At 71.8% G+C, this 19,230-nt stretch carries 21 protein-coding genes and 1 tRNA gene; 17 read left to right on the top strand and 5 right to left on the bottom strand.

From position 1 onward, the window contains the following. Positions 1-51 precede the first annotated feature (51 nt). Positions 52-903 carry a tRNA pseudouridine(38-40) synthase TruA gene (truA, locus tag ACFYZB_RS18010; protein WP_351210425.1) on the top strand — a complete coding sequence of 284 codons (852 nt, stop codon included), beginning with the start codon at positions 52-54 and terminating at the stop codon, positions 901-903. A 1-nt stretch (position 904) separates the two neighbouring features. Here the strand turns inward: truA and ACFYZB_RS18005 are convergent, their stop codons facing one another. Next, entirely contained in the window at positions 905-1,783 is an 879-nt protein-coding gene (locus tag ACFYZB_RS18005) for a hypothetical protein (RefSeq protein WP_351210427.1), read from the bottom strand. A 256-nt stretch (positions 1,784-2,039) separates the two neighbouring features. On the opposite strand from ACFYZB_RS18005, the gene rplM reads away from it, so the two are divergent. From rplM to ACFYZB_RS17985, 4 genes are all read left to right on the top strand, one after another. After that, positions 2,040-2,483, top strand: coding sequence for a 50S ribosomal protein L13 (rplM, locus tag ACFYZB_RS18000; protein ID WP_014674395.1), 444 nt, complete (start codon positions 2,040-2,042; stop codon positions 2,481-2,483). 42 nt (positions 2,484-2,525) lie between these two features. After that, entirely contained in the window at positions 2,526-3,038 is a 513-nt protein-coding gene (gene rpsI, locus ACFYZB_RS17995; RefSeq protein ID WP_103812805.1) for a 30S ribosomal protein S9, read from the top strand. Between the two features lie 138 nt (positions 3,039-3,176). Further along, entirely contained in the window at positions 3,177-4,535 is a 1,359-nt protein-coding gene (glmM, locus tag ACFYZB_RS17990; protein WP_388759360.1) for a phosphoglucosamine mutase, read from the top strand. Between the two features lie 197 nt (positions 4,536-4,732). Further along, positions 4,733-5,266, top strand: coding sequence for a hypothetical protein (locus ACFYZB_RS17985; protein WP_388759358.1), 534 nt, complete (start codon positions 4,733-4,735; stop codon positions 5,264-5,266). Here ACFYZB_RS17985 and ACFYZB_RS17980 read toward each other — a convergent pair. Further along, on the bottom strand, positions 5,263-5,478 hold the full coding sequence (locus ACFYZB_RS17980; protein ID WP_388759519.1) for a hypothetical protein: 216 nt from the start codon (positions 5,476-5,478) through the stop codon (positions 5,263-5,265). The two genes, ACFYZB_RS17985 and ACFYZB_RS17980, sit on opposite strands and share 4 nt — an antisense overlap. Continuing rightward, positions 5,475-6,443 carry a type I pantothenate kinase gene (coaA, locus tag ACFYZB_RS17975; RefSeq protein ID WP_388759508.1) on the bottom strand — a complete coding sequence of 323 codons (969 nt, stop codon included), beginning with the start codon at positions 6,441-6,443 and terminating at the stop codon, positions 5,475-5,477. The genes ACFYZB_RS17980 and coaA overlap by 4 nt, the downstream gene beginning before the upstream one ends. A 176-nt stretch (positions 6,444-6,619) precedes the next feature. On the opposite strand from coaA, the gene glmS reads away from it, so the two are divergent. Further along, positions 6,620-8,467 (top strand): glutamine--fructose-6-phosphate transaminase (isomerizing), encoded by a 1,848-nt coding sequence (gene glmS / locus ACFYZB_RS17970; RefSeq protein WP_388759356.1) that lies wholly within the window; start codon positions 6,620-6,622, stop codon positions 8,465-8,467. Between the two features lie 25 nt (positions 8,468-8,492). Here the strand turns inward: glmS and ACFYZB_RS17965 are convergent, their stop codons facing one another. Beyond that, entirely contained in the window at positions 8,493-9,272 is a 780-nt protein-coding gene (locus tag ACFYZB_RS17965; protein WP_388759354.1) for an SDR family NAD(P)-dependent oxidoreductase, read from the bottom strand. Between the two features lie 92 nt (positions 9,273-9,364). Here ACFYZB_RS17965 and ACFYZB_RS17960 point away from each other — a divergent pair, with 92 nt between their 5' ends. The 6 genes from ACFYZB_RS17960 to tsaE all read left to right on the top strand — a co-directional run bounded on the left by ACFYZB_RS17960 (position 9,365) and on the right by tsaE (position 15,555). Beyond that, positions 9,365-9,736 (top strand): holo-ACP synthase, encoded by a 372-nt coding sequence (locus tag ACFYZB_RS17960; RefSeq protein WP_351210440.1) that lies wholly within the window; start codon positions 9,365-9,367, stop codon positions 9,734-9,736. Positions 9,737-9,830: 94 nt separating this feature from the next. Next, positions 9,831-11,264, top strand: a complete 1,434-nt coding sequence (locus tag ACFYZB_RS17955; protein WP_388759352.1) for an NAD(P)H-hydrate dehydratase — start codon at positions 9,831-9,833, stop codon at positions 11,262-11,264. Positions 11,265-11,492: 228 nt separating this feature from the next. Then, positions 11,493-12,395 (top strand): L,D-transpeptidase, encoded by a 903-nt coding sequence (locus ACFYZB_RS17950; protein ID WP_388759350.1) that lies wholly within the window; start codon positions 11,493-11,495, stop codon positions 12,393-12,395. 63 nt (positions 12,396-12,458) lie between these two features. Continuing rightward, a complete protein-coding gene (gene alr / locus ACFYZB_RS17945; protein WP_351210446.1) occupies positions 12,459-13,622 on the top strand; it encodes an alanine racemase in 1,164 nt (387 codons plus the stop codon). A gap of 195 nt (positions 13,623-13,817) precedes the next feature. Next, positions 13,818-15,077, top strand: a complete 1,260-nt coding sequence (locus ACFYZB_RS17940; protein WP_351210448.1) for an alpha/beta hydrolase — start codon at positions 13,818-13,820, stop codon at positions 15,075-15,077. Next, positions 15,043-15,555 (top strand): tRNA (adenosine(37)-N6)-threonylcarbamoyltransferase complex ATPase subunit type 1 TsaE, encoded by a 513-nt coding sequence (tsaE, locus tag ACFYZB_RS17935; RefSeq protein WP_388759348.1) that lies wholly within the window; start codon positions 15,043-15,045, stop codon positions 15,553-15,555. Before ACFYZB_RS17940 ends, tsaE begins: the two co-directional genes overlap by 35 nt. A 331-nt stretch (positions 15,556-15,886) precedes the next feature. Here tsaE and ACFYZB_RS17930 read toward each other — a convergent pair whose 3' ends face one another. Beyond that, complete coding sequence (locus ACFYZB_RS17930) at positions 15,887-16,438, bottom strand: hypothetical protein (RefSeq protein WP_388759346.1); 552 nt, start codon at positions 16,436-16,438, stop codon at positions 15,887-15,889. 139 nt (positions 16,439-16,577) lie between these two features. On the opposite strand from ACFYZB_RS17930, the gene tsaB reads away from it, so the two are divergent. The 5 genes from tsaB (at position 16,578) to ACFYZB_RS17905 (ending at position 19,219) form a co-directional block, all read left to right on the top strand. After that, entirely contained in the window at positions 16,578-17,234 is a 657-nt protein-coding gene (gene tsaB / locus ACFYZB_RS17925; protein ID WP_351210453.1) for a tRNA (adenosine(37)-N6)-threonylcarbamoyltransferase complex dimerization subunit type 1 TsaB, read from the top strand. 17 nt (positions 17,235-17,251) lie between these two features. Beyond that, the gene (rimI, locus tag ACFYZB_RS17920; protein ID WP_388759505.1) at positions 17,252-17,725 is read left to right on the top strand and encodes a ribosomal protein S18-alanine N-acetyltransferase; all 474 of its coding nucleotides are present in this window, start codon (positions 17,252-17,254) and stop codon (positions 17,723-17,725) included. Beyond that, complete coding sequence (tsaD, locus tag ACFYZB_RS17915) at positions 17,718-18,806, top strand: tRNA (adenosine(37)-N6)-threonylcarbamoyltransferase complex transferase subunit TsaD (RefSeq protein ID WP_351210454.1); 1,089 nt, start codon at positions 17,718-17,720, stop codon at positions 18,804-18,806. The genes rimI and tsaD overlap by 8 nt, the downstream gene beginning before the upstream one ends. After that, entirely contained in the window at positions 18,803-19,060 is a 258-nt protein-coding gene (locus ACFYZB_RS17910) for a hypothetical protein (protein WP_388759343.1), read from the top strand. Before tsaD ends, ACFYZB_RS17910 begins: the two co-directional genes overlap by 4 nt. Positions 19,061-19,146: 86 nt before the next feature. Then, positions 19,147-19,219: transfer RNA gene (locus ACFYZB_RS17905), tRNA-Arg, on the top strand. The last annotated feature ends 11 nt before the right edge of the window (positions 19,220-19,230 follow it).

Raw genomic sequence — 19,230 nt, 5'->3', positions numbered from 1 at the left:
GGTCCGCCCTTCGGGGCGGGCCCGCTTTCGCGTACCTGAGAGGATCCAAGGGTGAGTGAAGTACAGCCCGGTCATGTCCGTGTCCGCCTCGACCTCTCCTACGACGGCACCGCCTTCCATGGCTGGGCCAAGCAGGCCGGCGGCAGGCGGACCGTGCAGGGGGAGATCGAGGACGCGCTGCGGACCGTCACCCGGTCCCGGGAGACGTACGAGCTGACCGTCGCCGGACGCACCGACGCCGGGGTGCATGCGCGGGGGCAGGTGGCGCACGTGGACCTGCCCGAGGGGGTCTGGCGGGAGCACCACGAGAAGCTGCTCAAGCGGCTCGCGGGGCGCCTGCCCAAGGACGTACGGGTGTGGGCCCTCCGGGACGCTCCCAGCGGCTTCGACGCCCGGTTCTCGGCGATCTGGCGGCGCTACGCCTACCGGGTGACGGACAACCCCGGGGGAGTGGACCCCCTCCTGCGGGGCCATGTGCTCTGGCACGACTGGCCCCTCGACGTGGACGCCATGAACGAGGCCGCGCGGGCGCTGCTCGGCGAGCACGACTTCGCCGCGTACTGCAAGAAGCGGGAAGGGGCCACCACGATCCGCACCCTGCAGGAGCTGAGCCTCGCGCGCGGGTCCGACGGGATCATCACGGCCACCGTGCGCGCCGACGCGTTCTGCCACAACATGGTGCGCTCGCTGATCGGCGCGCTGCTGTTCGTCGGCGACGGGCACCGCGGGCCCGAGTGGCCCGGGAAGGTGCTGGCCGCGGGGGTGCGGGACTCCGCCGTCCATGTCGTACGGCCGCACGGGCTGACCCTGGAGGAGGTCGGCTACCCCGCCGACGAGCTGCTGGCCGCACGCAGCAAGGAGGCGCGCAACAAGCGCTCGCTCCCGTCGGCGGGGTGCTGCTGACCTACCGGTTCGCCGCCGCGGACGCCTGGGTCTGGCCGCGGCGGTAGATCTGGTTGAAGGTGAACTGCTGGAGGTCGTTACCGGCGGAGAAGACCTTCGTGTCCTTGTTGGTGACGTTCTTGCCGTTGAGGAAGCCGCCGGTGGTGAAGTAGGCGTAGCGGCCGACGGAATTCGTGGTCGTCAGGCAGACCGCGGAGTCGCAGAAGTTCTTGACGCCCTTGCCGGGCAGGGAGCGCACCATGGCGTGCTTGGCGGCCTGCTTCCTGACCTTCGTGGCCGTCGCCTGGTCGTCGAAGACGGCGACGCCGACGGTGATCGCGACGCCGCCGTCGGTGTAGGTCACGCGGATCAGGCGGGTGCAGTGGTTCGCGCCGAGGATCTTCGGCAGGTTGGCGTCGGCGGCGGAGGCGCAGTTCGTGGTGTCGGCCGTGGCGCCCTTCTTGTACACCGTGTCGCCCATGGTCAGCTGGGTGCCCGGGAAGAGGGTGTCGGCGCTGAGCGGGGCGGTGTCCTTCTTGGCGCTGGATATGAAGTCCTTCGGGTCCAGCGGCGGCGGGGCGCTGGTCGGCGCGAAGGACGGCGTGGCCGAGCCGCTGGGCACCGAGGCGCTCGCGGGCAGGTTCGTGGGCGTGCCGTGGGCGTCGTTGCCGCTGTTCGCGGAGACGACGGCCATGGCGACCGCCGTGCCGACAGCGACCGTGGCGACCGCGCCGCCGGCGACGAAGAGCAGCTTGCGGCGCTTGTTGCGGGTCTCCGAGGCCTCGGCGAGCGCCGCCCAGTCCGGGGTCCCGTCGTCACCCCCGCTGTTCCAGGAGGACTGCTGGGAATGCGGTTTCCAGGGATCCCACTGAGACTGGGGTCCCCCCTGCCCGTAACTCATGGGGCGCATCTTAGACGGGGGAAGAGGGTGAGCACGCCGGTCGCTCGTTTTGACCCTCACCGACGACCCCGGTATCCTGCTTGTTCGTTGTGTATTGGCTTGCTCATTCTCACGGGACGGGCCCTTACACCGGTCCACCGGGCCGATGACCAGCGACCCCACTACGCGGTATGCGTCGCCGCCGTGCGGTCCAGGCTGTCGTGATCGTTTCGGTGACCTGTTCAGGACCATTCACTCGAAGCGAAGGCTACGAACCGTGCGTACGTACAGCCCCAAGCCCGGCGATGTGACGCGCCAGTGGCACGTCATCGACGCTCAGGACGTTGTCCTGGGCCGTCTCGCCACCACCGCAGCGACCCTTCTGAGGGGCAAGCACAAGCCGATCTACGCGCCGCATGTCGACGCTGGTGACTTCGTCATCATCATCAACGCCGACAAGGTGCACCTGTCCGGCAACAAGCGGACCCAGAAGATGGCGTACCGCCACTCCGGCTACCCGGGTGGTCTGCGCTCCGTCCGCTACGACGAGCTCCTCGACAAGAACCCCGAGAAGGCCATCGAGAAGGCCGTCAAGGGCATGCTCCCCAAGAACTCCCTGGGCCGTCAGATGCTCTCGAAGCTGAAGGTCTACAAGGGTGACCAGCACCCGCACGCTGCCCAGCAGCCGGTGCCGTTCGAGATCACCCAGGTCGCGCAGTAAGTCCGGCCACCCCCTAAGACTGAAGAGAATCTGAGGAGAATCGTGGCCGAGACCACTGCCGAGCAGCCGCTCGAAGAGCTTGACATCGACAGCTACACCACCGAGTCCGAGGTTCCGGTGGAGGGTGAGTACACCTCCGAGTCCCTCGCCTCGCGCTTCGGTGAGCCCCAGCCCGCCGCCGGCCTGGGCCGCCGCAAGAACGCCATTGCCCGCGTCCGGATCGTTCCGGGCACCGGCAAGTGGAAGATCAACGGTCGCACCCTCGAGGACTACTTCCCGAACAAGGTGCACCAGCAGGAAGTCAACGAGCCCTTCAAGGTGCTCGAGCTCGAGGGCCGTTACGACGTCATCGCCCGCATCGCGGGTGGCGGTGTCTCCGGTCAGGCCGGTGCGCTCCGCCTCGGTGTCGCCCGTGCGCTGAACGAGGCCGACGTCGACAACAACCGCGGCCCGCTGAAGAAGGCCGGCTTCCTCAAGCGCGACGACCGTGCGGTCGAGCGCAAGAAGGCCGGTCTGAAGAAGGCCCGCAAGGCTCCGCAGTACAGCAAGCGCTAAGCGTCGCCTGCTCGTACTCCGAACGCCCCGGCGGCACGCCACGTGTGCCGTCGGGGCGTTCGTTTATCCCGGCCGAGGGCGTATAACGACACAAGACGCTCAGGTGCTCAAAGGCTTGTGCGATCGGATGGAGGAACAGTGGGACGACTCTTCGGGACGGACGGCGTGCGCGGGGTCGCCAACGCGGACCTGACGGCCGAGATGGCGCTCGGCCTGTCCGTTGCGGCGGCCCACGTGCTGGCCGAGGCGGGCACCTTCGAGGGCCACAGGCCGACGGCGGTGGTCGGCCGGGACCCGCGGGCGTCCGGGGAGTTCCTTCAGGCGGCCGTGGTCGCGGGCCTGGCCAGCGCCGGCGTGGACGTGCTGTGCGTCGGGGTGCTGCCGACGCCCGCGGTGGCACATCTCACCGGCGCGCTCGGTGCCGACCTGGGCGTGATGCTCTCCGCCAGTCACAACGCCATGCCGGACAACGGCATCAAGTTCTTCGCCCGCGGCGGCCACAAGCTCGCCGACGAACTGGAGGACCGGATCGAGGCGGTCTACGAGTCGCACCGGCACGGCGAGCCGTGGGAGCGGCCGACGGGCGCGGGCGTGGGCCGCGTGCGGTCGTACGACGAGGGCTTCGAGCAGTACGTCGCCCATCTCCTGTCGGTGCTTCCCAACCGGCTGGACGGCCTGAAGATCGTCCTGGACGAAGCGCACGGCGCGGCCTCGGGGGTCTCGCCGGAGGCGTTCTCCCGGGCGGGCGCCGAGGTCGTCACGATCGGCGCGGAGCCGGACGGGCTCAACATCAACGACGGCTGCGGCTCGACCCACCTCGAGAAGCTGAAGGCCGCGGTGGTCGAGCACCGCGCGGACCTCGGCATCGCGCACGACGGCGACGCCGACCGGTGCCTGGCCGTGGACCACACGGGCGAGGAGGTCGACGGCGACCAGATCCTCTCCGTGCTGGCGCTGGCCATGCGGGAGCGCTCCGAGCTGCGGGCCGACACGGTCGTCGCCACCGTGATGTCCAACCTGGGCTTCAAGCTGGCGATGGAGAAGGCCGGGATCCACCTGGTGCAGACCGCCGTCGGCGACCGGTATGTGCTGGAGGAGATGAAGGAGCACGGGTACGCCCTCGGCGGCGAGCAGTCCGGGCACGTGATCATCCTCGACCACGCCACGACCGGTGACGGCACGCTGACCGGCCTGCTGCTGGCGGCCCGGGTCGCCGAGACCGGGCGCGGCCTGCGCGAACTGGCGTCGGTGATGGAGCGGCTGCCGCAGGTCCTCATCAACGTGCCGGACGTGGACAAGTCCCGCGTGAAGACCTCGGCCGATCTCGCGGCCGCCGTCGCCGAGGCGGAGCGGGAGCTGGGGGAGACCGGGCGGGTGCTGCTCCGGCCGTCCGGCACCGAGCCGTTGGTGCGGGTGATGGTCGAGGCGGCCGACATCGACCAGGCGCGGTCGGTGGCCGGGCGGCTGGCCGATGCGGTGAAGTCAGCGCTGGGTTAGGCCGGCGGGATCCGGCCGGGGCGGGAGCGTCTCCTGCCCCGGAAGTCCCACAAGGGTGCGCCCTTTCGTGCGACGCGGATCACCCTATGAACGTAATAAAGGATGCGTAATCGACCGCTGTCGGTATCCCTTCCGTCGAGGCCGTCCCGTGTGACGTGCCCCCATCGACGGAAGTGAGACAACGCAGCATGAAGATCGTGAGCAGTACCTTGAAGCGAGCGGTCGGTCCGGCCCTGGTGGCGGGTGTTCTCGTCACCTCGGCCGCCACCCCGGCCGCCGCGCAGACGCCCGGCTCCACGGCGTTCCGCCTCTTCGGCATGGCTTTGCTCCAGGCGCGCGCCGGTGTGGCGAACCACGTCACGGCCAGAGTCGACTCCACGACCAAGCATCTGATCTTCACCGACACCACGGGCATCGCGATCGGCCCGGGTTGCACCCGAGTGCCCAACGACCCCACCAGCGCCGACTGCGGCGTTGTCACCAGCATCGCGGTCCAACTGGGTGACGGGAACGACACCTTCGACGGTTCCATGGCTCCGGTCAACTCCACCGTCGACGCCGGTACGGGCGTCGACATGGTGACGACTGGTTCTGGCAACGACACGGTTGGTGTGCAGGACAACGCCCCGGGCGACTTCGTGGACTGCGGCAGCCGACTGCCGACCGGCGACTCTGACACGGTGTTCCGCGACAACGGCGACACCGTCGTCAACTGCGAGAGAGTGTTCTAGAGGCTGCCGGCCCCCGCCGTACGCTCACGCTGCCTCGCCCACAGCCACTTCTGGGCCGGCAGCGTGAGCGTGCCGGCCGGCACGATGCCCAGCAGGTCCAGCAGGAGCTGGGACCTGCCGACGTGGATCAGCCGCACCCCCTCGTCCGTCTTCTCGGCAGGGGCGATCAGGGCGCACATGCGGCATGCCGCCCATCCGACAGCCTGCGTCACAGCTTGCGCAGCCTCAGCCGCTGCACCTTGTGGTCCGGGCCCTTGCGGACCACAAGGGTGGCCCGGCCGCGGGTCGGGGCGATGTTCTCGACCAGGTTGGGCTTGTTGATCGTCCGCCACTGCGTGCGGGCGTAGTCGAGGGCCTCCTCCTCGGACACCTGGGTGTACTTGCGGAAGTACGAGTTCGGGTCCTGGAAGGCGGTCTGGCGCAGCTTCTTGAAGCGGTTGAGGTACCAGTGCTCGACGTCCTCGGCGTTCGCGTCGACGTACACGCTGAAGTCGAAGTAGTCGGCGAGACCGACCCGGGTGCGGCCGTCCTTGCCGGGCAGGGCGGGCTGGAGGACGTTGAGGCCCTCGACGATCAGGATGTCGGGCCGGCGGACGACGAGCTTCTCGTCCGGGACGATGTCGTAGATCAGGTGGGAGTAGACGGGCGCGGTGACCTCGTCCTTCCCCGCCTTGATGTCGGCGACGAAACGGGTCAGGGCCCGGCGGTCGTAGGACTCGGGGAAACCTTTCCGCGACATCAGGCCGCGGGCCTGCAGCTCCTTGGTCGGCAGCAGGAAGCCGTCGGTGGTCACCCGCTCCACGCGCGGGTGCTCGGGCCAGCGGGAGAGGAGGGCCTGAAGGAGACGGGCGACGGTGGACTTGCCGCAGGCCACGGACCCGGCGATCCCTATCACGAACGGGGTGCCGGACTGGGAGCCCTGCTCGCCGAGGAAGGTGTTCAGCGCGCCTCTGAGGCCGTCCGTGGCGCCGACGTAGAGATTGAGGAGCCGGGAGAGCGGGAGGTAGACGTCGCGCACCTCGTCCAGGTCGATCACATCGCCCAGACCGCGCAGCTTCTCCACCTCCTCTGCGGTGAGCGGCAGCGGCGTCTTGTCGCGCAGCGCGCTCCACTCGGCGCGGGTGAGGTCGACGTAGGGAGTCGCCTCCGGCCTGTGCCGGTGGGCGCTCCGGGGCATCGAGGAGACCGGTGAGATCACAGTCCATTGTTAACGGAGTTTGAACGGCACGGCGGGTGGGCTCCGTCACGCGGGCCGGTTCCCGCCGGAACGACCGTTCGTATGACGGTGGGAATTTCCGAATCCGGGCACGCGCAAGCGGTTTCCGTCCTGAGGTGGCCCGTAGGCTGCGGCCCATGTGCGGAATCGTTGGATACGTAGGGGCACAGTCGGGGCTCGAGGTCGTGATGGCCGGGCTGAAGCGGCTGGAGTACCGGGGTTACGACTCGGCGGGTGTCGCCGTGCTGGCCGACGGCGGGCTGGCCGCGGCGAAGAAGGCCGGGAAACTGGTCAATCTGGAGAAGGAGCTGGCCGAACGGCCGCTGCCGACGGGGGCGACGGCCATCGGCCACACCCGCTGGGCCACGCACGGCGGCCCCACGGACGCCAACGCCCACCCGCATCTCGACAACGCGGGCCGGGTCGCCGTCGTCCACAACGGCATCATCGAGAACTTCGCGGTCCTGCGGGCCGAACTCGCCGAGCGCGGCCACGAGCTGACGTCCGAGACGGACACCGAGGTCGTCGCCCACCTGCTGGCCGAGGAGTTCTCCGCCTGCGCGGACCTCGCGGAGGCCATGCGGCTGGTGTGCCGGCGGCTGGAGGGCGCGTTCACGTTGGTCGCGGTGCACGCCGACGAGCCCGACATGGTCGTGGGCGCGCGGCGGAACTCGCCGCTCGTGGTGGGCGTCGGAGAGGGCGAGGCGTTCCTGGCCTCGGACGTCGCCGCGTTCATCGCCCACACGCGCTCCGCGATCGAGCTGGGGCAGGACCAGGTGGTGGAGCTGCGCCGCGACGGCGTGACGGTGACGGGCTTCGACGGCCGCCCGGCCGACGTCCGCAGCTACCACGTGGACTGGGACGCCTCCGCCGCGGAAAAGGGCGGTTATGACTACTTCATGCTCAAGGAGATCGCCGAGCAGCCCAAGGCGGTCGCCGACACGCTGCTGGGCCGTATCGACCCCTCCGGTTCGCTGACGCTCGACGAGGTCCGCATCTCCCCGTCCGAGCTGCGGGAGATCGACAAGGTCGTCATCGTCGCGTGCGGTACGGCCTTCCACGCCGGCCTGATCGCCAAGTACGCCATCGAGCACTGGACGCGCATCCCGTGCGAGGTGGAGCTGGCGAGCGAGTTCCGCTACCGGGACCCGATCCTGGACGGTCGCTCCCTGGTCATCGCCATCTCCCAGTCCGGCGAGACCATGGACACCCTGATGGCCCTCAGGCACGCCCGCGAGCAGGGCTCCAAGGTGCTGGCGATCTGCAACACCAACGGCTCGACGATCCCGCGCGAGTCGGACGCGGTGCTGTACACGCACGCGGGCCCGGAGGTCGCCGTGGCCTCCACCAAGGCGTTCCTGACCCAGCTGGTGGCCTGCTACCTGGTCGCGCTGTACCTGGGCCAGGTGCGCGGCACCAAGTGGGGCGACGAGATCCAGGCGGTCATCAAGGACCTGTCCCGGATCTCGGTGGAGGTCGAGCGGGTCCTGGAGACGATGGAGCCGGTGCGCGAGCTGGCCCGGAGCCTGGCGTCGAAGAACACGGTGCTGTTCCTCGGCCGGCACGTGGGCTACCCGGTCGCCCTCGAAGGCGCCCTGAAGCTCAAGGAACTCGCCTACATGCACGCCGAGGGCTTCGCGGCCGGCGAGCTGAAGCACGGCCCGATCGCGCTGATCGAGGAGGACGTGCCGGTCGTGGTCGTCGTCCCCTCCCCGCGCGGCCGCTCGGTCCTGCACGACAAGATCGTCTCCAACATCCAGGAGATCCGGGCCCGCGGGGCGCGCACGATCGTGATCGCGGAGGAGGGCGACGAGGCGGTGGTCCCCTTCGCCGACCACCTGATCCGGATCCCGGCCACCCCGACCCTGCTGCAGCCGCTGGTGGCGACGGTGCCGCTGCAGGTCTTCGCGTGCGAGTTGGCCACCGCCAGGGGGAACGAGGTGGATCAGCCGCGGAACCTGGCCAAGTCGGTGACGGTGGAGTAGCCGCTCGGCCCGCCGGTGCCGGTTGTCAGTGGACCGAGAAGCCGCCGTCCACGAAGATCGACTGGCCGGTGACGTAGGCGGAGGCGCGGCCGGCGAGGAAGACGGCCGCGCCCTCGAAGTCCTCGGCGAGGCCGTTGCGGCCGGTCATCGTGCGGGCGGCCAGGGCGGTCACCTTCTCCGGGTCGGACGACAGCCGCCGGTTGAGCGGCGTCATCACGAAGCCCGGCACCAGGGTGTTGACGGTGACGCCGTACGGCGACCAGGCCTCGGCCTGCGAGCGGGCCAGCGACTCCAGTGCGCCCTTGGAGACGCCGTAGGCCCCGCTCTGCACGAACGCGCGGTGGGCCTGCTGGGAGGTGATGTGGATGATCCGGCCGAAGCCGCGCTCGGCCATGCCGGGCCCGAACCGCTGTCCCAGCAGGAAGGGGGCGTGAAGGTTCACGGCCAGGGTGGCGTCCCAGACGTCCTCGCCCAGCTCGCCCATCGGCGGCCGCAGGTTGATCCCGGCGGAGTTGACGAGGATGTCCGGCTCACCGAAGACACCGGCCGCCTCCTCGGCCGCCGTGCGCACGCCGTCGCGCGTGCCCAGATCGGCCGCGACCCAGCCGGCCCGGCCGCCCTCGGCCGCCAACTCGCCGACGGTGTCCTCCAGTTGGTCCTTCCCGCGGGCCACGACCACCACGCTCGCGCCGGCCCGCGCCAGCGCTCCGGCGATGGCCCGGCCGATGCCGGAACTGCCTCCGGTCACCACGGCGACACGGCCGTCCAGCGAGAAGAGTTCGGAGAGATAGGCCTGGGACGTCATGGGCGGAGCCTAGACGGCACGCGCCCGGCCCGGCAGCCGGGTTTCGGCAGGTGGGCGGGTGCCGCCGGGCCTGCGACCGTAGGCTGCCCGGCATGAGCATCATCGGAGTCGGGATCGACGTCGCCGAGATCGACCGGTTTCGCGCCTCGCTGGAACGGACGCCCGGGATGGCCGACCGGCTGTTCGTCGAGCGGGAGCTGTGGCTGCCCAGCGGGGAACGGCGCGGGATCGCCTCGCTCGCGGCCCGGTTCGCCGCCAAGGAGGCGCTGGCGAAGGCGCTGGGGGCACCCCCCGGGCTGCACTGGACCGATGCCGAGGTGTACGTCGTGGACAACGGGCAGCCCCGGCTGCGGGTGACGGGCACCGTGGCCGCGCGGGCCGCCGAGCTGGGCGTGCGGTCCTGGCATGTGTCGCTCAGTCATGACGCGGGCGTGGCCTCGGCCGTGGTGGTCGCCGAGGGTTAGACCGGCCCTGTCGTCAACCTCCCGTCGTCCGCCCGGAGGGCGGGCCTCGTGCCCCGGGTGTGGGTCACGGCCGTTGCGGGGCAGACTCGGTGCCATGCGGAGTGCGTACAGCGTGGAGACGGTAAGGGCGGCCGAACGGGCGCTGATGGCGCGGCTGCCGGAGGGTGCGCTGATGCAGCGGGCCGCCGCGGGACTGGCCGCGGCCTGCGCCGAGTTGCTCGGACGGGTGTACGGCAGCCGGGTGGTGCTGCTCGTCGGCAGCGGCGACAACGGCGGGGACGCGCTGTACGCGGGGGCGCGGCTGGCCCGGCGCGGCGCCGGGGTCACCGCCGTACTCCTCGCGCCCGAACGGGCGCACGCGGGCGGGCTGGCCGCGCTGCGGCGGGCCGGAGGCGCGGTCGCCGCGGCCGAGTCCGCCGAGGGACTGATCGAGCGGGCCGACCTCGTGGTGGACGGGATCGTCGGGATCGGCGGCAAGGGCGGGCTGCGGCCCGAGGCCGAGGCCCTGGCCGGGGTCGCCGGGCGGTCACCGGCCGCCGTGGTGGCCGTGGACCTGCCGAGCGGGGTCGAGGCGGACACCGGGGAGGTGCGGGGGGCCGCGGTCCGGGCCGATCTGACGGTGACCTTCGGGACGTACAAGCCGGGGCTGCTGATCGATCCGGCGCGGGAGTACGCCGGGGTCGTACGGCTCGTCGGCATCGGTCTCGAGCTGCCCCCCGAGCCCGAGCTGCAGGCCCTGCAACACGCCGACGTGGCACGGCTGTTGCCGGTGCCCGCCGGGGAGAGCGACAAGTACCGGCGCGGGGTCGTCGGCATCGCCGCCGGGTCCGCCCGCTATCCCGGCGCCGCCGTGCTCGCCGTCTCCGGGGCGCTGCGCGGCGGGGCGGGAGCCGTACGGTACGTCGGGCCCGCGCAGGAGGCGGTCATCGCCCGCTTCCCGGAGACGCTGGTGTCCGACCGGGGACCGGCGAAGGCGGGGCGGGTACAGGCCTGGGTGGTCGGGCCGGGCGCCGGGGACGACGCCGCGACCGTGGCCGAGGTGCTCGCGGCGAACGTGCCGGTGCTGCTCGACGCGGACGGACTGCGGCTGGCCGAGCGGGACGCGGTGCGGGGGCGTACGGCACCGACGCTGATGACACCGCACGCCGGCGAGGCGGCCGCACTGCTCGGCGTGCGGCGCGAGGAGGTCGAGGGGGCCCGGCTGGCCGCGGTGCGGGAGCTGGCGGCGGCGTACCGGGCGACGGTGCTGTTGAAGGGGTCCACGACCCTGGTCGCCGACGCCGGGGGCGGGGCCGTGCGAGTGAACGCCACGGGGACCTCCTGGCTGGCCACGGCGGGGAGCGGTGACGTGCTCTCGGGGCTCGGCGGGTCGCTGCTGGCGGCGGGCCTCCCGGCGCTGGACGCGGGCAGCGCGGCCGCGTATCTCCACGGCCTCGCCGGCCGCTTCGCGGCGAACGGGGCACCGGTGGGGGCGCATGACGTGGCTGAACGCATCCCGGAGGCATGGCGGGACGTACGCGCGCTGTAGCCGACGGGCGAAGCCCGAGGTGCCCCCGGTGCTGTGGCCGGGCGCGGCCGGCCGCAACTCCCCCGGGGGCGCGGGGCTCTGTCGATATGCGGCTCCGCCGCGTGGGCGCGACCAGCCCCCGCGCACCCGCACTCCGACGACGGCGGGCGCCCCCCGCGGGCCATCCCCCGGGTGACCCCGGCGGCGCGGCACCGCTGATCCGGCGAAGCCGCACGCTTGGCTGATCTCATGATCAGCAGACGAATCGCCTCCCGAAGTGTCGCGGTGCTGCTGGCCACCGCGACGGCCCTCCCGGCGGCCGGCACCGCTGTGGCCTCCCCAGCGGTCAGCACCCCCGTGCCCTCGGCCCCCGCCGCCCTCGAGCTGGTCCCCGGTGTCGCCCCCGGGCCCGGTCAGCCCTGGCAGATCGACACGCCCGACCAGGCGTTGCCGCCGAAGGTGTACACGCCGACCAGGGCGGAGGACGCCGTCGAACCGAAGGACGCGGCGCCGGGGACGTACGACCTCATCGAGTACGTGCCGCTCGCCGACGCCGTCGGCAGGACGACGTGCAGCAAGCAGGCCGGGCCCTATCAGCGGCAGGTGGAGAGCTGGCTGAAGCTGAAGGTCGACGGGAAGCAGTCCGCCGCCGACTGCAAGGCCATCCGGGCGTTCCAGATCAAGAACAAGATCAAGCCCGCCATCGGGTTCGCCGGGCCCGTCACCTGGTCGACCATGATGCTCGCCTCGGCGAGGAAGAACCCGAACGCGGCCAAGAAGTGCCCGGTCCGGTCGTACAAGGTCGCCTGCGTCGATCTGGACCGTCAGCTCACCTGGGTGCAGCAGGGCTCCAAGGTGGTGTTCGGGCCGGTGCCCATGCGCAGCGGGCGCAAGGGGTATGTCACGCGCAAGGGCTGGCACACCGTCTACTGGCGGCACAAGAACCACGTGTCGACCCTCTACAACGAACCGATGCCGTACGCCCAGTTCTTCGACGGCGGCCAGGCCTTCCACGCCGTCTACGGCAGCATTTACACCACCGTCGGCTCCATGGGCTGCGTCAATCTGAAACTCTCCGACGCGCGCAAGCTGTGGGACGGGCTCAAGAAGGGCGACCACGTCTACGTGTGGGGGCGACGGCCGGGTACCTGAGCTTCCAGCAGACCGCGACCGGGGCCCTGACGGCCCTCCGCCCTCTGAGAGACTGGGGGCGCGATGAGTGAGACTGCGACTGTGCCGACCGCCCCCCTGCGCGCCCGCGCCGAGATCGATCTGGGCGCCCTGCGGGCCAATGTGCGTGCCCTGCGTGCCCGGACGCCGGGTGCGGCCCTGATGGCCGTGGTCAAGTCCGACGGCTACGGCCACGGGGCGCTGCCGTGCGCCCGCGAGGCCCTCGCGGCGGGCGCGACCTGGCTCGGCACGGCCACGCCCGAGGAGGCCCTCGCGCTGCGCGCGGCCGGGCTGCCCGGCCCGATCCTGTGCTGGCTGTGGGTGCCGGGCGGCCCCTGGCGGCAGGCGATCGAGGCCGGCATCGACGTGTCGCTGAGCGGCATGTGGGCGCTGCGGGAGGTCGTCGCGGCCGCCCGCGAGGCCGGGCGCGCCGCGCGCGTGCAGCTCAAGGCCGACACCGGCCTCGGCCGCAACGGCTGCCAGCCCGGCCCGGACTGGGCCGAGCTGGTCGCCGAGTCCCTGCGCGCCGAGGCCGAGGGGCTGGTCCAGGTCACCGGGCTGTGGTCGCACTTCGCCTGCGCCGACGAGCCCGGCCACCCCTCCATCGCCGCCCAGCTCGCCCGGTTCCGGGAGATGCTGGCGTACGCCGAGGAGCAGGGCGTGCGCCCCGAGGTGCGGCACATCGCCAACTCGCCCGCCACCCTCACCCTGCCCGAGACCCACTTCGACCTGGTCCGCGCGGGCATCGCCCTGTACGGCATCTCGCCCAGCCCGGAGCTGGGCACCCCGGCCGACTTCGGGCTGCGCCCGGTGATGACGCTCGCCGCCTCGCTGGCCCTGGTCAAGCGCGTACCCGGCGGGCACGGCATCAGCTACGGCCACCACTACGTCACGCCCGGCGAGACCACCCTCGGCCTGGTGCCCGTGGGCTACGCGGACGGCATTCCCCGGCACGCCTCCGGCACCGGACCGGTGCTGGTCGACGGCAAGTGGCGCACGGTCGCCGGCCGGGTGGCCATGGACCAGTTCGTGGTGGACCTCGGCGGTGACGAGCCCGAGGTGGGCAGCGAGGCCGTGCTGTTCGGGCCCGGCGACCGCGGTGAGCCCACCGCCGAGGACTGGGCGCAGGCCTGCGGCACGATCGCGTACGAGATCGTCACGCGGATCGGAACCCGGGTTCCGCGCGTCTATGTGAATGCGTCCCTGTAAGTGCGCCCGTGTCAACACGTCCGTGGCAACGCGTTCGTGTGACCGAGTTCATGTGAACGGGGAAGTACTCCGGTAACCCGTTCGAGAGGCGCGACCGGGATCACGTGTAACTCCGGTCATACCTGTTACAGCGGCAGCACAGGCACCATCGTCGCACCACCCAGCGAACTGCAGTACGGCGAAGAGGAGCGGTACGTGAGCGAGAGCAGTGCCGAGGTCGTGGCGGACGTCGTCGCCTCGGCGGCCGCCGCCTCCGCCGCGGGGGCGGCCGGAAGCTGGCGCAGGGCGACCGGCATCGCCGGCGCCGCGATAGGTGTGCTCGCCGCGGGCGCGGCGGCCGGTGTCGCCGTCGAGCGGATGACGGTGGGGCGCGGGATGCGCCGGAAGGCCCGGCTGGCGCTGGACTCCGCGGGCCCCTACGGCACCCTGCGCGGCACCCCGGGCAAGGCGATCGCCGACGACGGCACCGAGCTGTACTACGAGCTGGACGAGGTCGAGCCCGACCCGGGCCCCCATGTCTCCCCGCGCCGGCGCCGCCTGTTCGGCCGCAAGGCCCCCGCGCCCGTGACCGTGGTCTTCTGCCACGGCTACTGCCTCAGCCAGGACTCCTGGCACTTCCAGCGCGCGGCCCTGCGCGGGGTCGTGCGGACCGTGCACTGGGACCAGCGCAGCCACGGCCGCTCCGGGCGGGGCGCGGCCCAGACCCGGGACCGGGTGCCGGTCACCATCGACCAGCTTGGCCGCGATCTGAAGGCGGTCCTCGACGCCGCCGTACCGGAGGGCCCGATCGTGCTGGTCGGCCATTCGATGGGCGGGATGACGGTCATGGCGCTCGCCGCCCAGTTCCCCGAACTGATCCAGGAGAGGGTGGTCGCCACCGCCTTCGTCGGTACGTCGTCCGGGCGGCTGGGCGAGGTCAACTTCGGGCTGCCGCTCGCCGGTGTCAACGCGGTGCGCCGGATCCTCCCCGGAGTGCTGAAGGCCCTCGGGCAGCAGGCGGAGCTGGTGGAGAAGGGGCGCCGGGCCACCGCCGACCTGTTCGCAGGGATCATCAAGCGGTACTCGTTCGCGGGGCGGGACGTCGACCCGGCCGTCGAACGGTTCGCGGAGCGCATGATCGAGTCCACGCCGATCGACGTGGTCGCCGAGTTCTACCCGGCCTTCACCGACCACGACAAGACCGAGGCGCTCGCCTGCTTCCGGGACATGCCGGTGCTGGTGCTGGCCGGAGTCCGGGACCTGGTCACGCCCAGCGAGCACAGCGAGGCCATAGCCGACCTGCTGCCCGACGCCGAGCTGGTGCTCGTCCCGGACGCCGGGCACCTGGTGATGCTGGAACACCCGGAAGTGGTCACCGACCGCCTCGCCGACCTGCTCACCCGCGCGGGTGCCGTGCCCGCAGGGGCTACGGTTATGGGCTATGGAAGCACCAGCAGCACCGCAGGACCCCGCTGAGACCCGGCTGACGATCACCTCGCCCGAGCAGATGCGAGAACTGGGCCGCAGGCTGGCCAAGCTGCTGCGCGCGGGCGACCTGGTGATGCTCAGCGGTGAGCTCGGCGCCGGCAAGACCACGCTGACCCGCGGGCTCGGCGAGGGGCTCGGTGTGCGCGGCGCGGTCACCTCCCCGACCTTCGTGATCGCCCGGGTGCACCCCTCCCTGGGCGACGGTCCGCCGCTGGTCCACGTGGACGCCTACCGGCTCGGTGGCGGCCTGGACGAGATGGAGGACCTGGACCTCGACGTCAGCCTGTCCGATTCGGTGATCGTCGTGGAGTGGGGCGAGGGCAAGGTCGAGGAGCTGACGGAGGACCGGCTCCAGGTCCTCATCCACCGCGCGGTCGGAGACACCACCGACGAGGTACGGCACGTCACCCTGACGGGCCTGGGGGAGCGCTGGGCGGGCGTCGGCCTGGAGATGCTCACGGCCTGAGCACCGGGATTCCGACAAGCCGTCGGCAACATGTTGCGCCGGGAGTCCCGGGCGTGGTCACATGGTATCCAGCTCGTAGTTAGGCGTGCCTAACTACGCCCGCCCCCGCACTTCAGGAGGCGTCCATGACCGAGCCTCGCCCCATCGGGGTGTCCATGCGCGACCTGCTGGCGTCGTGTGAGGCGGCGAAAACGGTCTCTTGTCCACCCCGGGCCCCGGAAGCACGCCCCGAAGAGGCGCGGGGCCCTGCCGAACACGCGGCCACCGCCGCGGGGGCGCGACCTGTCACGACGGACCCGCAGCCGCCGGACGGCCTGTCGAGGCACGCGGCCTAGCGAATCACGACAACCTTCACCCCGATGGTCGCGAACATCCACATCGCCTCCCCGTCGGCCCGCGTCTCCCGAATCCCCCCGGTCCGCACGCTCGGCTCGGCGGCAGCCGCTCGCGGAGCGGTGGCCGCGCTGAATCCGATCACCAGCCCCTGCACGCTGGTGAACCGGACCACGTGCTCGACGGGGACGCCGTCCGTGCCGGTGGTCGCGCTCGACCTGGACGTGACCCAGTACGTGCCCGGCGGGGGGTCGACCGTGCCGGGGAGGACCTTGAAGCTGCGCTGCACCCGGTTCCCCTGGTCGACCAGCCAGACCCGGTCGTCGTCCACCGAGTACACGACCCGTTCACCCGTACCGGACCCGCGTGGCACCGAGGACGGGCTGTGCCGGCCGCCCGGGGTCCTGCCCGCGCTCGCCGACGCGTTCGGGCCGGGGCTGCCGCTCAGGTGTGCCGGTGCGGTCTCCCGGGCCTGGTAGCCGAGGAGGCCGACGGCTCCGAGGGCCGCCGCGGTGAGGCCGGCCACGATCAGCGAGCTGGTCCCCGCCATGTGCGCTCACCTCTTCCTCATGGTCCCGATGCGCTCATGTTCCTGATGCGATATGTCGTACTTCGTACAGACGGTAGCAGTCAGTGACCGTCCGCCCGGGACGGCCATGCACACGGCGCGGGCGCCGTAGGCTGTTCGCGTGCTCTTGCTCGCTCTGGATACCGCAACACCCGCTGTCACCGTCGCGCTGCACGACGGCACGGACGTCGTCGCCTCGTCGAGTCAGGTGGACGCGCGCCGGCACGGAGAGCTGCTGCTGCCGGCCGTGGACCGTGTGCTCGCCGAGGCCGGGCTCCGGCTGGACGCCGTCACCGGCATCGTCGTCGGCATCGGCCCGGGGCCGTACACCGGTCTGCGCGTCGGCCTCATGACCGCCGACACCTTCGGTCTGGCGCTCGGCGTCCCCGTCCACGGCGTGTGCACGCTGGACGGCCTCGCCTACGCCGCCGACATCGAGAAGGGCCCCTTCGTCGTGGCGACCGACGCCCGGCGCAAGGAGGTCTACTGGGCGAAGTACGCCGACTCCCGCACCCGGCTGACCGACCCGGCGGTGGACCGGCCGGCCGACATCGCCGAGCAGGTCGCGGGCCTCCCGGCGGTGGGCGCGGGGGCGCTGCTCTACCCGGACACGTTCCCGGGCGCCCACGAGCCCGAGCACGTCTCCGCCGCCGCCCTCGCCTCGTTCGCCGTCGAGAAGCTGGCCGCCGGCGAGGAGCTGCCGGCACCCCGGCCGCTGTATCTGCGCCGCCCGGACGCCCAGGTGCCCAAGAACTACAAGGTGGTCACCCCGAAGTGACCGTACGACTGCGCGAGATGCGCTGGTGGGACATCGACCCGGTCCTGGAGCTGGAGAAGGACCTGTTCCCCGAGGACGCCTGGTCCCGGGGCATGTTCTGGTCCGAACTGGCGCACTCCCGGGGCGCCGAGGCGACCCGGCGCTATCTCGTGGCCGAGACCGACGGCCGCATCGTCGGCTACGCCGGACTGGTCGCCGCCGGTGAGCAGGGCGACGTCCAGACCATCGCCGTGGCGCGCGAGCTCCAGGGCACCGGCCTGGGCGGACGGCTGCTGACCGAGCTGCTGCGCGCGGCGACCGCGTTCGAGTGCCACGAGGTGATGCTCGAGTGCCGGGTCGACAACGTCCGCGCCCAGAAGCTCTACGAGCGCTTCGGCTTCGAACCCATCGGCTTCAGACGCGGCTACTACCAGCCGGGCAACGTGGACGCCCTGGTGATGCGCCTGACCGACCCTTCAGCTTCAGCACAAGGAACCGATATCAATGGCTGACGAACCTCTCGTCCTCGGCATCGAGACCTCCTGTGACGAGACCGGCGTCGGCATCGTCCGCGGCACCACCCTGCTGGCGGACGCCGTCGCCTCCAGCGTGGACGAGCACGCCCGCTTCGGCGGTGTCGTACCGGAGGTGGCGTCCCGGGCGCATCTGGAGGCGATGGTCCCGACCATCGACCGGGCGCTGAAGCAGGCCGGCGTGAGTGCCAGGGACCTCGACGGCATCGCCGTCACCGCCGGTCCCGGTCTCGCGGGCGCCCTGCTCGTCGGCGTCTCGGCGGCCAAGGCGTACGCCTACGCCCTCGGCAAGCCCCTGTACGGCGTCAACCACCTCGCCTCGCACATCTGCGTCGACCAGCTGGAGCACGGCCCGCTGCCCGAGCCGACGATGGCCCTGCTGGTCTCCGGCGGCCACTCCTCGCTGCTGCTGTCCGGGGACATCACCTCGGACGTCCGCCCCATGGGCTCGACCATCGACGACGCGGCCGGCGAGGCCTTCGACAAGATCGCCCGCGTGCTGAACCTGGGCTTCCCGGGCGGCCCGGTCATCGACCGTTACGCGCGCGAGGGCGACCCGGAGGCAATCGCCTTCCCGCGCGGCCTGACCGGCCCCCGCGACCCGGCCTACGACTTCTCCTTCTCCGGGCTGAAGACGGCCGTGGCCCGCTGGATCGAGGCGAAGCGCGCGGCCGGCGAGGAGGTCCCGGTCCGTGACGTGGCCGCCTCCTTCCAGGAGGCCGTCGTGGACGTCCTGACCCGCAAGGCCGTCCGCGCCTGCAAGGACGAGGGCGTCGACCACCTGATGATCGGCGGAGGTGTCGCGGCCAACTCCCGGCTGCGCGCCCTCGCCCAGGAGCGCTGCGAGGCGGCCGGCATCCGGCTGCGGGTGCCGCGCCCCAAGCTGTGCACGGACAACGGCGCGATGGTGGCCGCGCTCGGCGCCGAGATGGTCGCCCGCAACCGGGCCGCCTCCGGCTGGGACCTGTCGGCCGACTCCTCCCTGCCGGTCACGGACCCGCACGTCCCGGGCGACCACGACCATGTGCACGAGATCAGCAAGGAGAACCTGTACTCGTGACCGTCGCCCTGATGTGGGAGGCCCGGGCGGCCGAGGGCCGGGGCGGGGAACTGCTGGCCTGGGTGCGGCAGCAGCCGCTGGCCCCGGAGCCGCTCCGCCGCGAGACCCTCCGCGCGCCGCAGGACCGGGTGCTGGTCATCACCTGGTGGGACGCGCCGTACGACGCCGTGGTCCCCGAACTGTCCGACCCCGGGCCCGAGTTGGTGACCCGGCCGGTGCACCGGTGGCGGTTCGAGTCGGTCGCGGACGACTGAGTTGCCAGGAGCCCCCCGACCTGGGCTATGATCATCACACAGCGAACGGCCGGAACCCGGACATCGGAAACCGTCCCGGACGCAGTGCGTTGGTGGTCCAAGGAAAGACGTCCCGCTTCCTGCGGGGAGATGCAGGTGCAAGGCCTGCCCGGCGCTCCACACGAACCCCG

This window comes from Streptomyces sp. NPDC001852 (genome assembly GCF_042891825.1).
Lineage (GTDB): Bacteria > Actinomycetota > Actinomycetes > Streptomycetales > Streptomycetaceae > Streptomyces.
The sequence above is the reverse complement of the archived record's forward strand: the minus strand, read 5'-3'. Positions and strand labels throughout refer to the sequence as shown.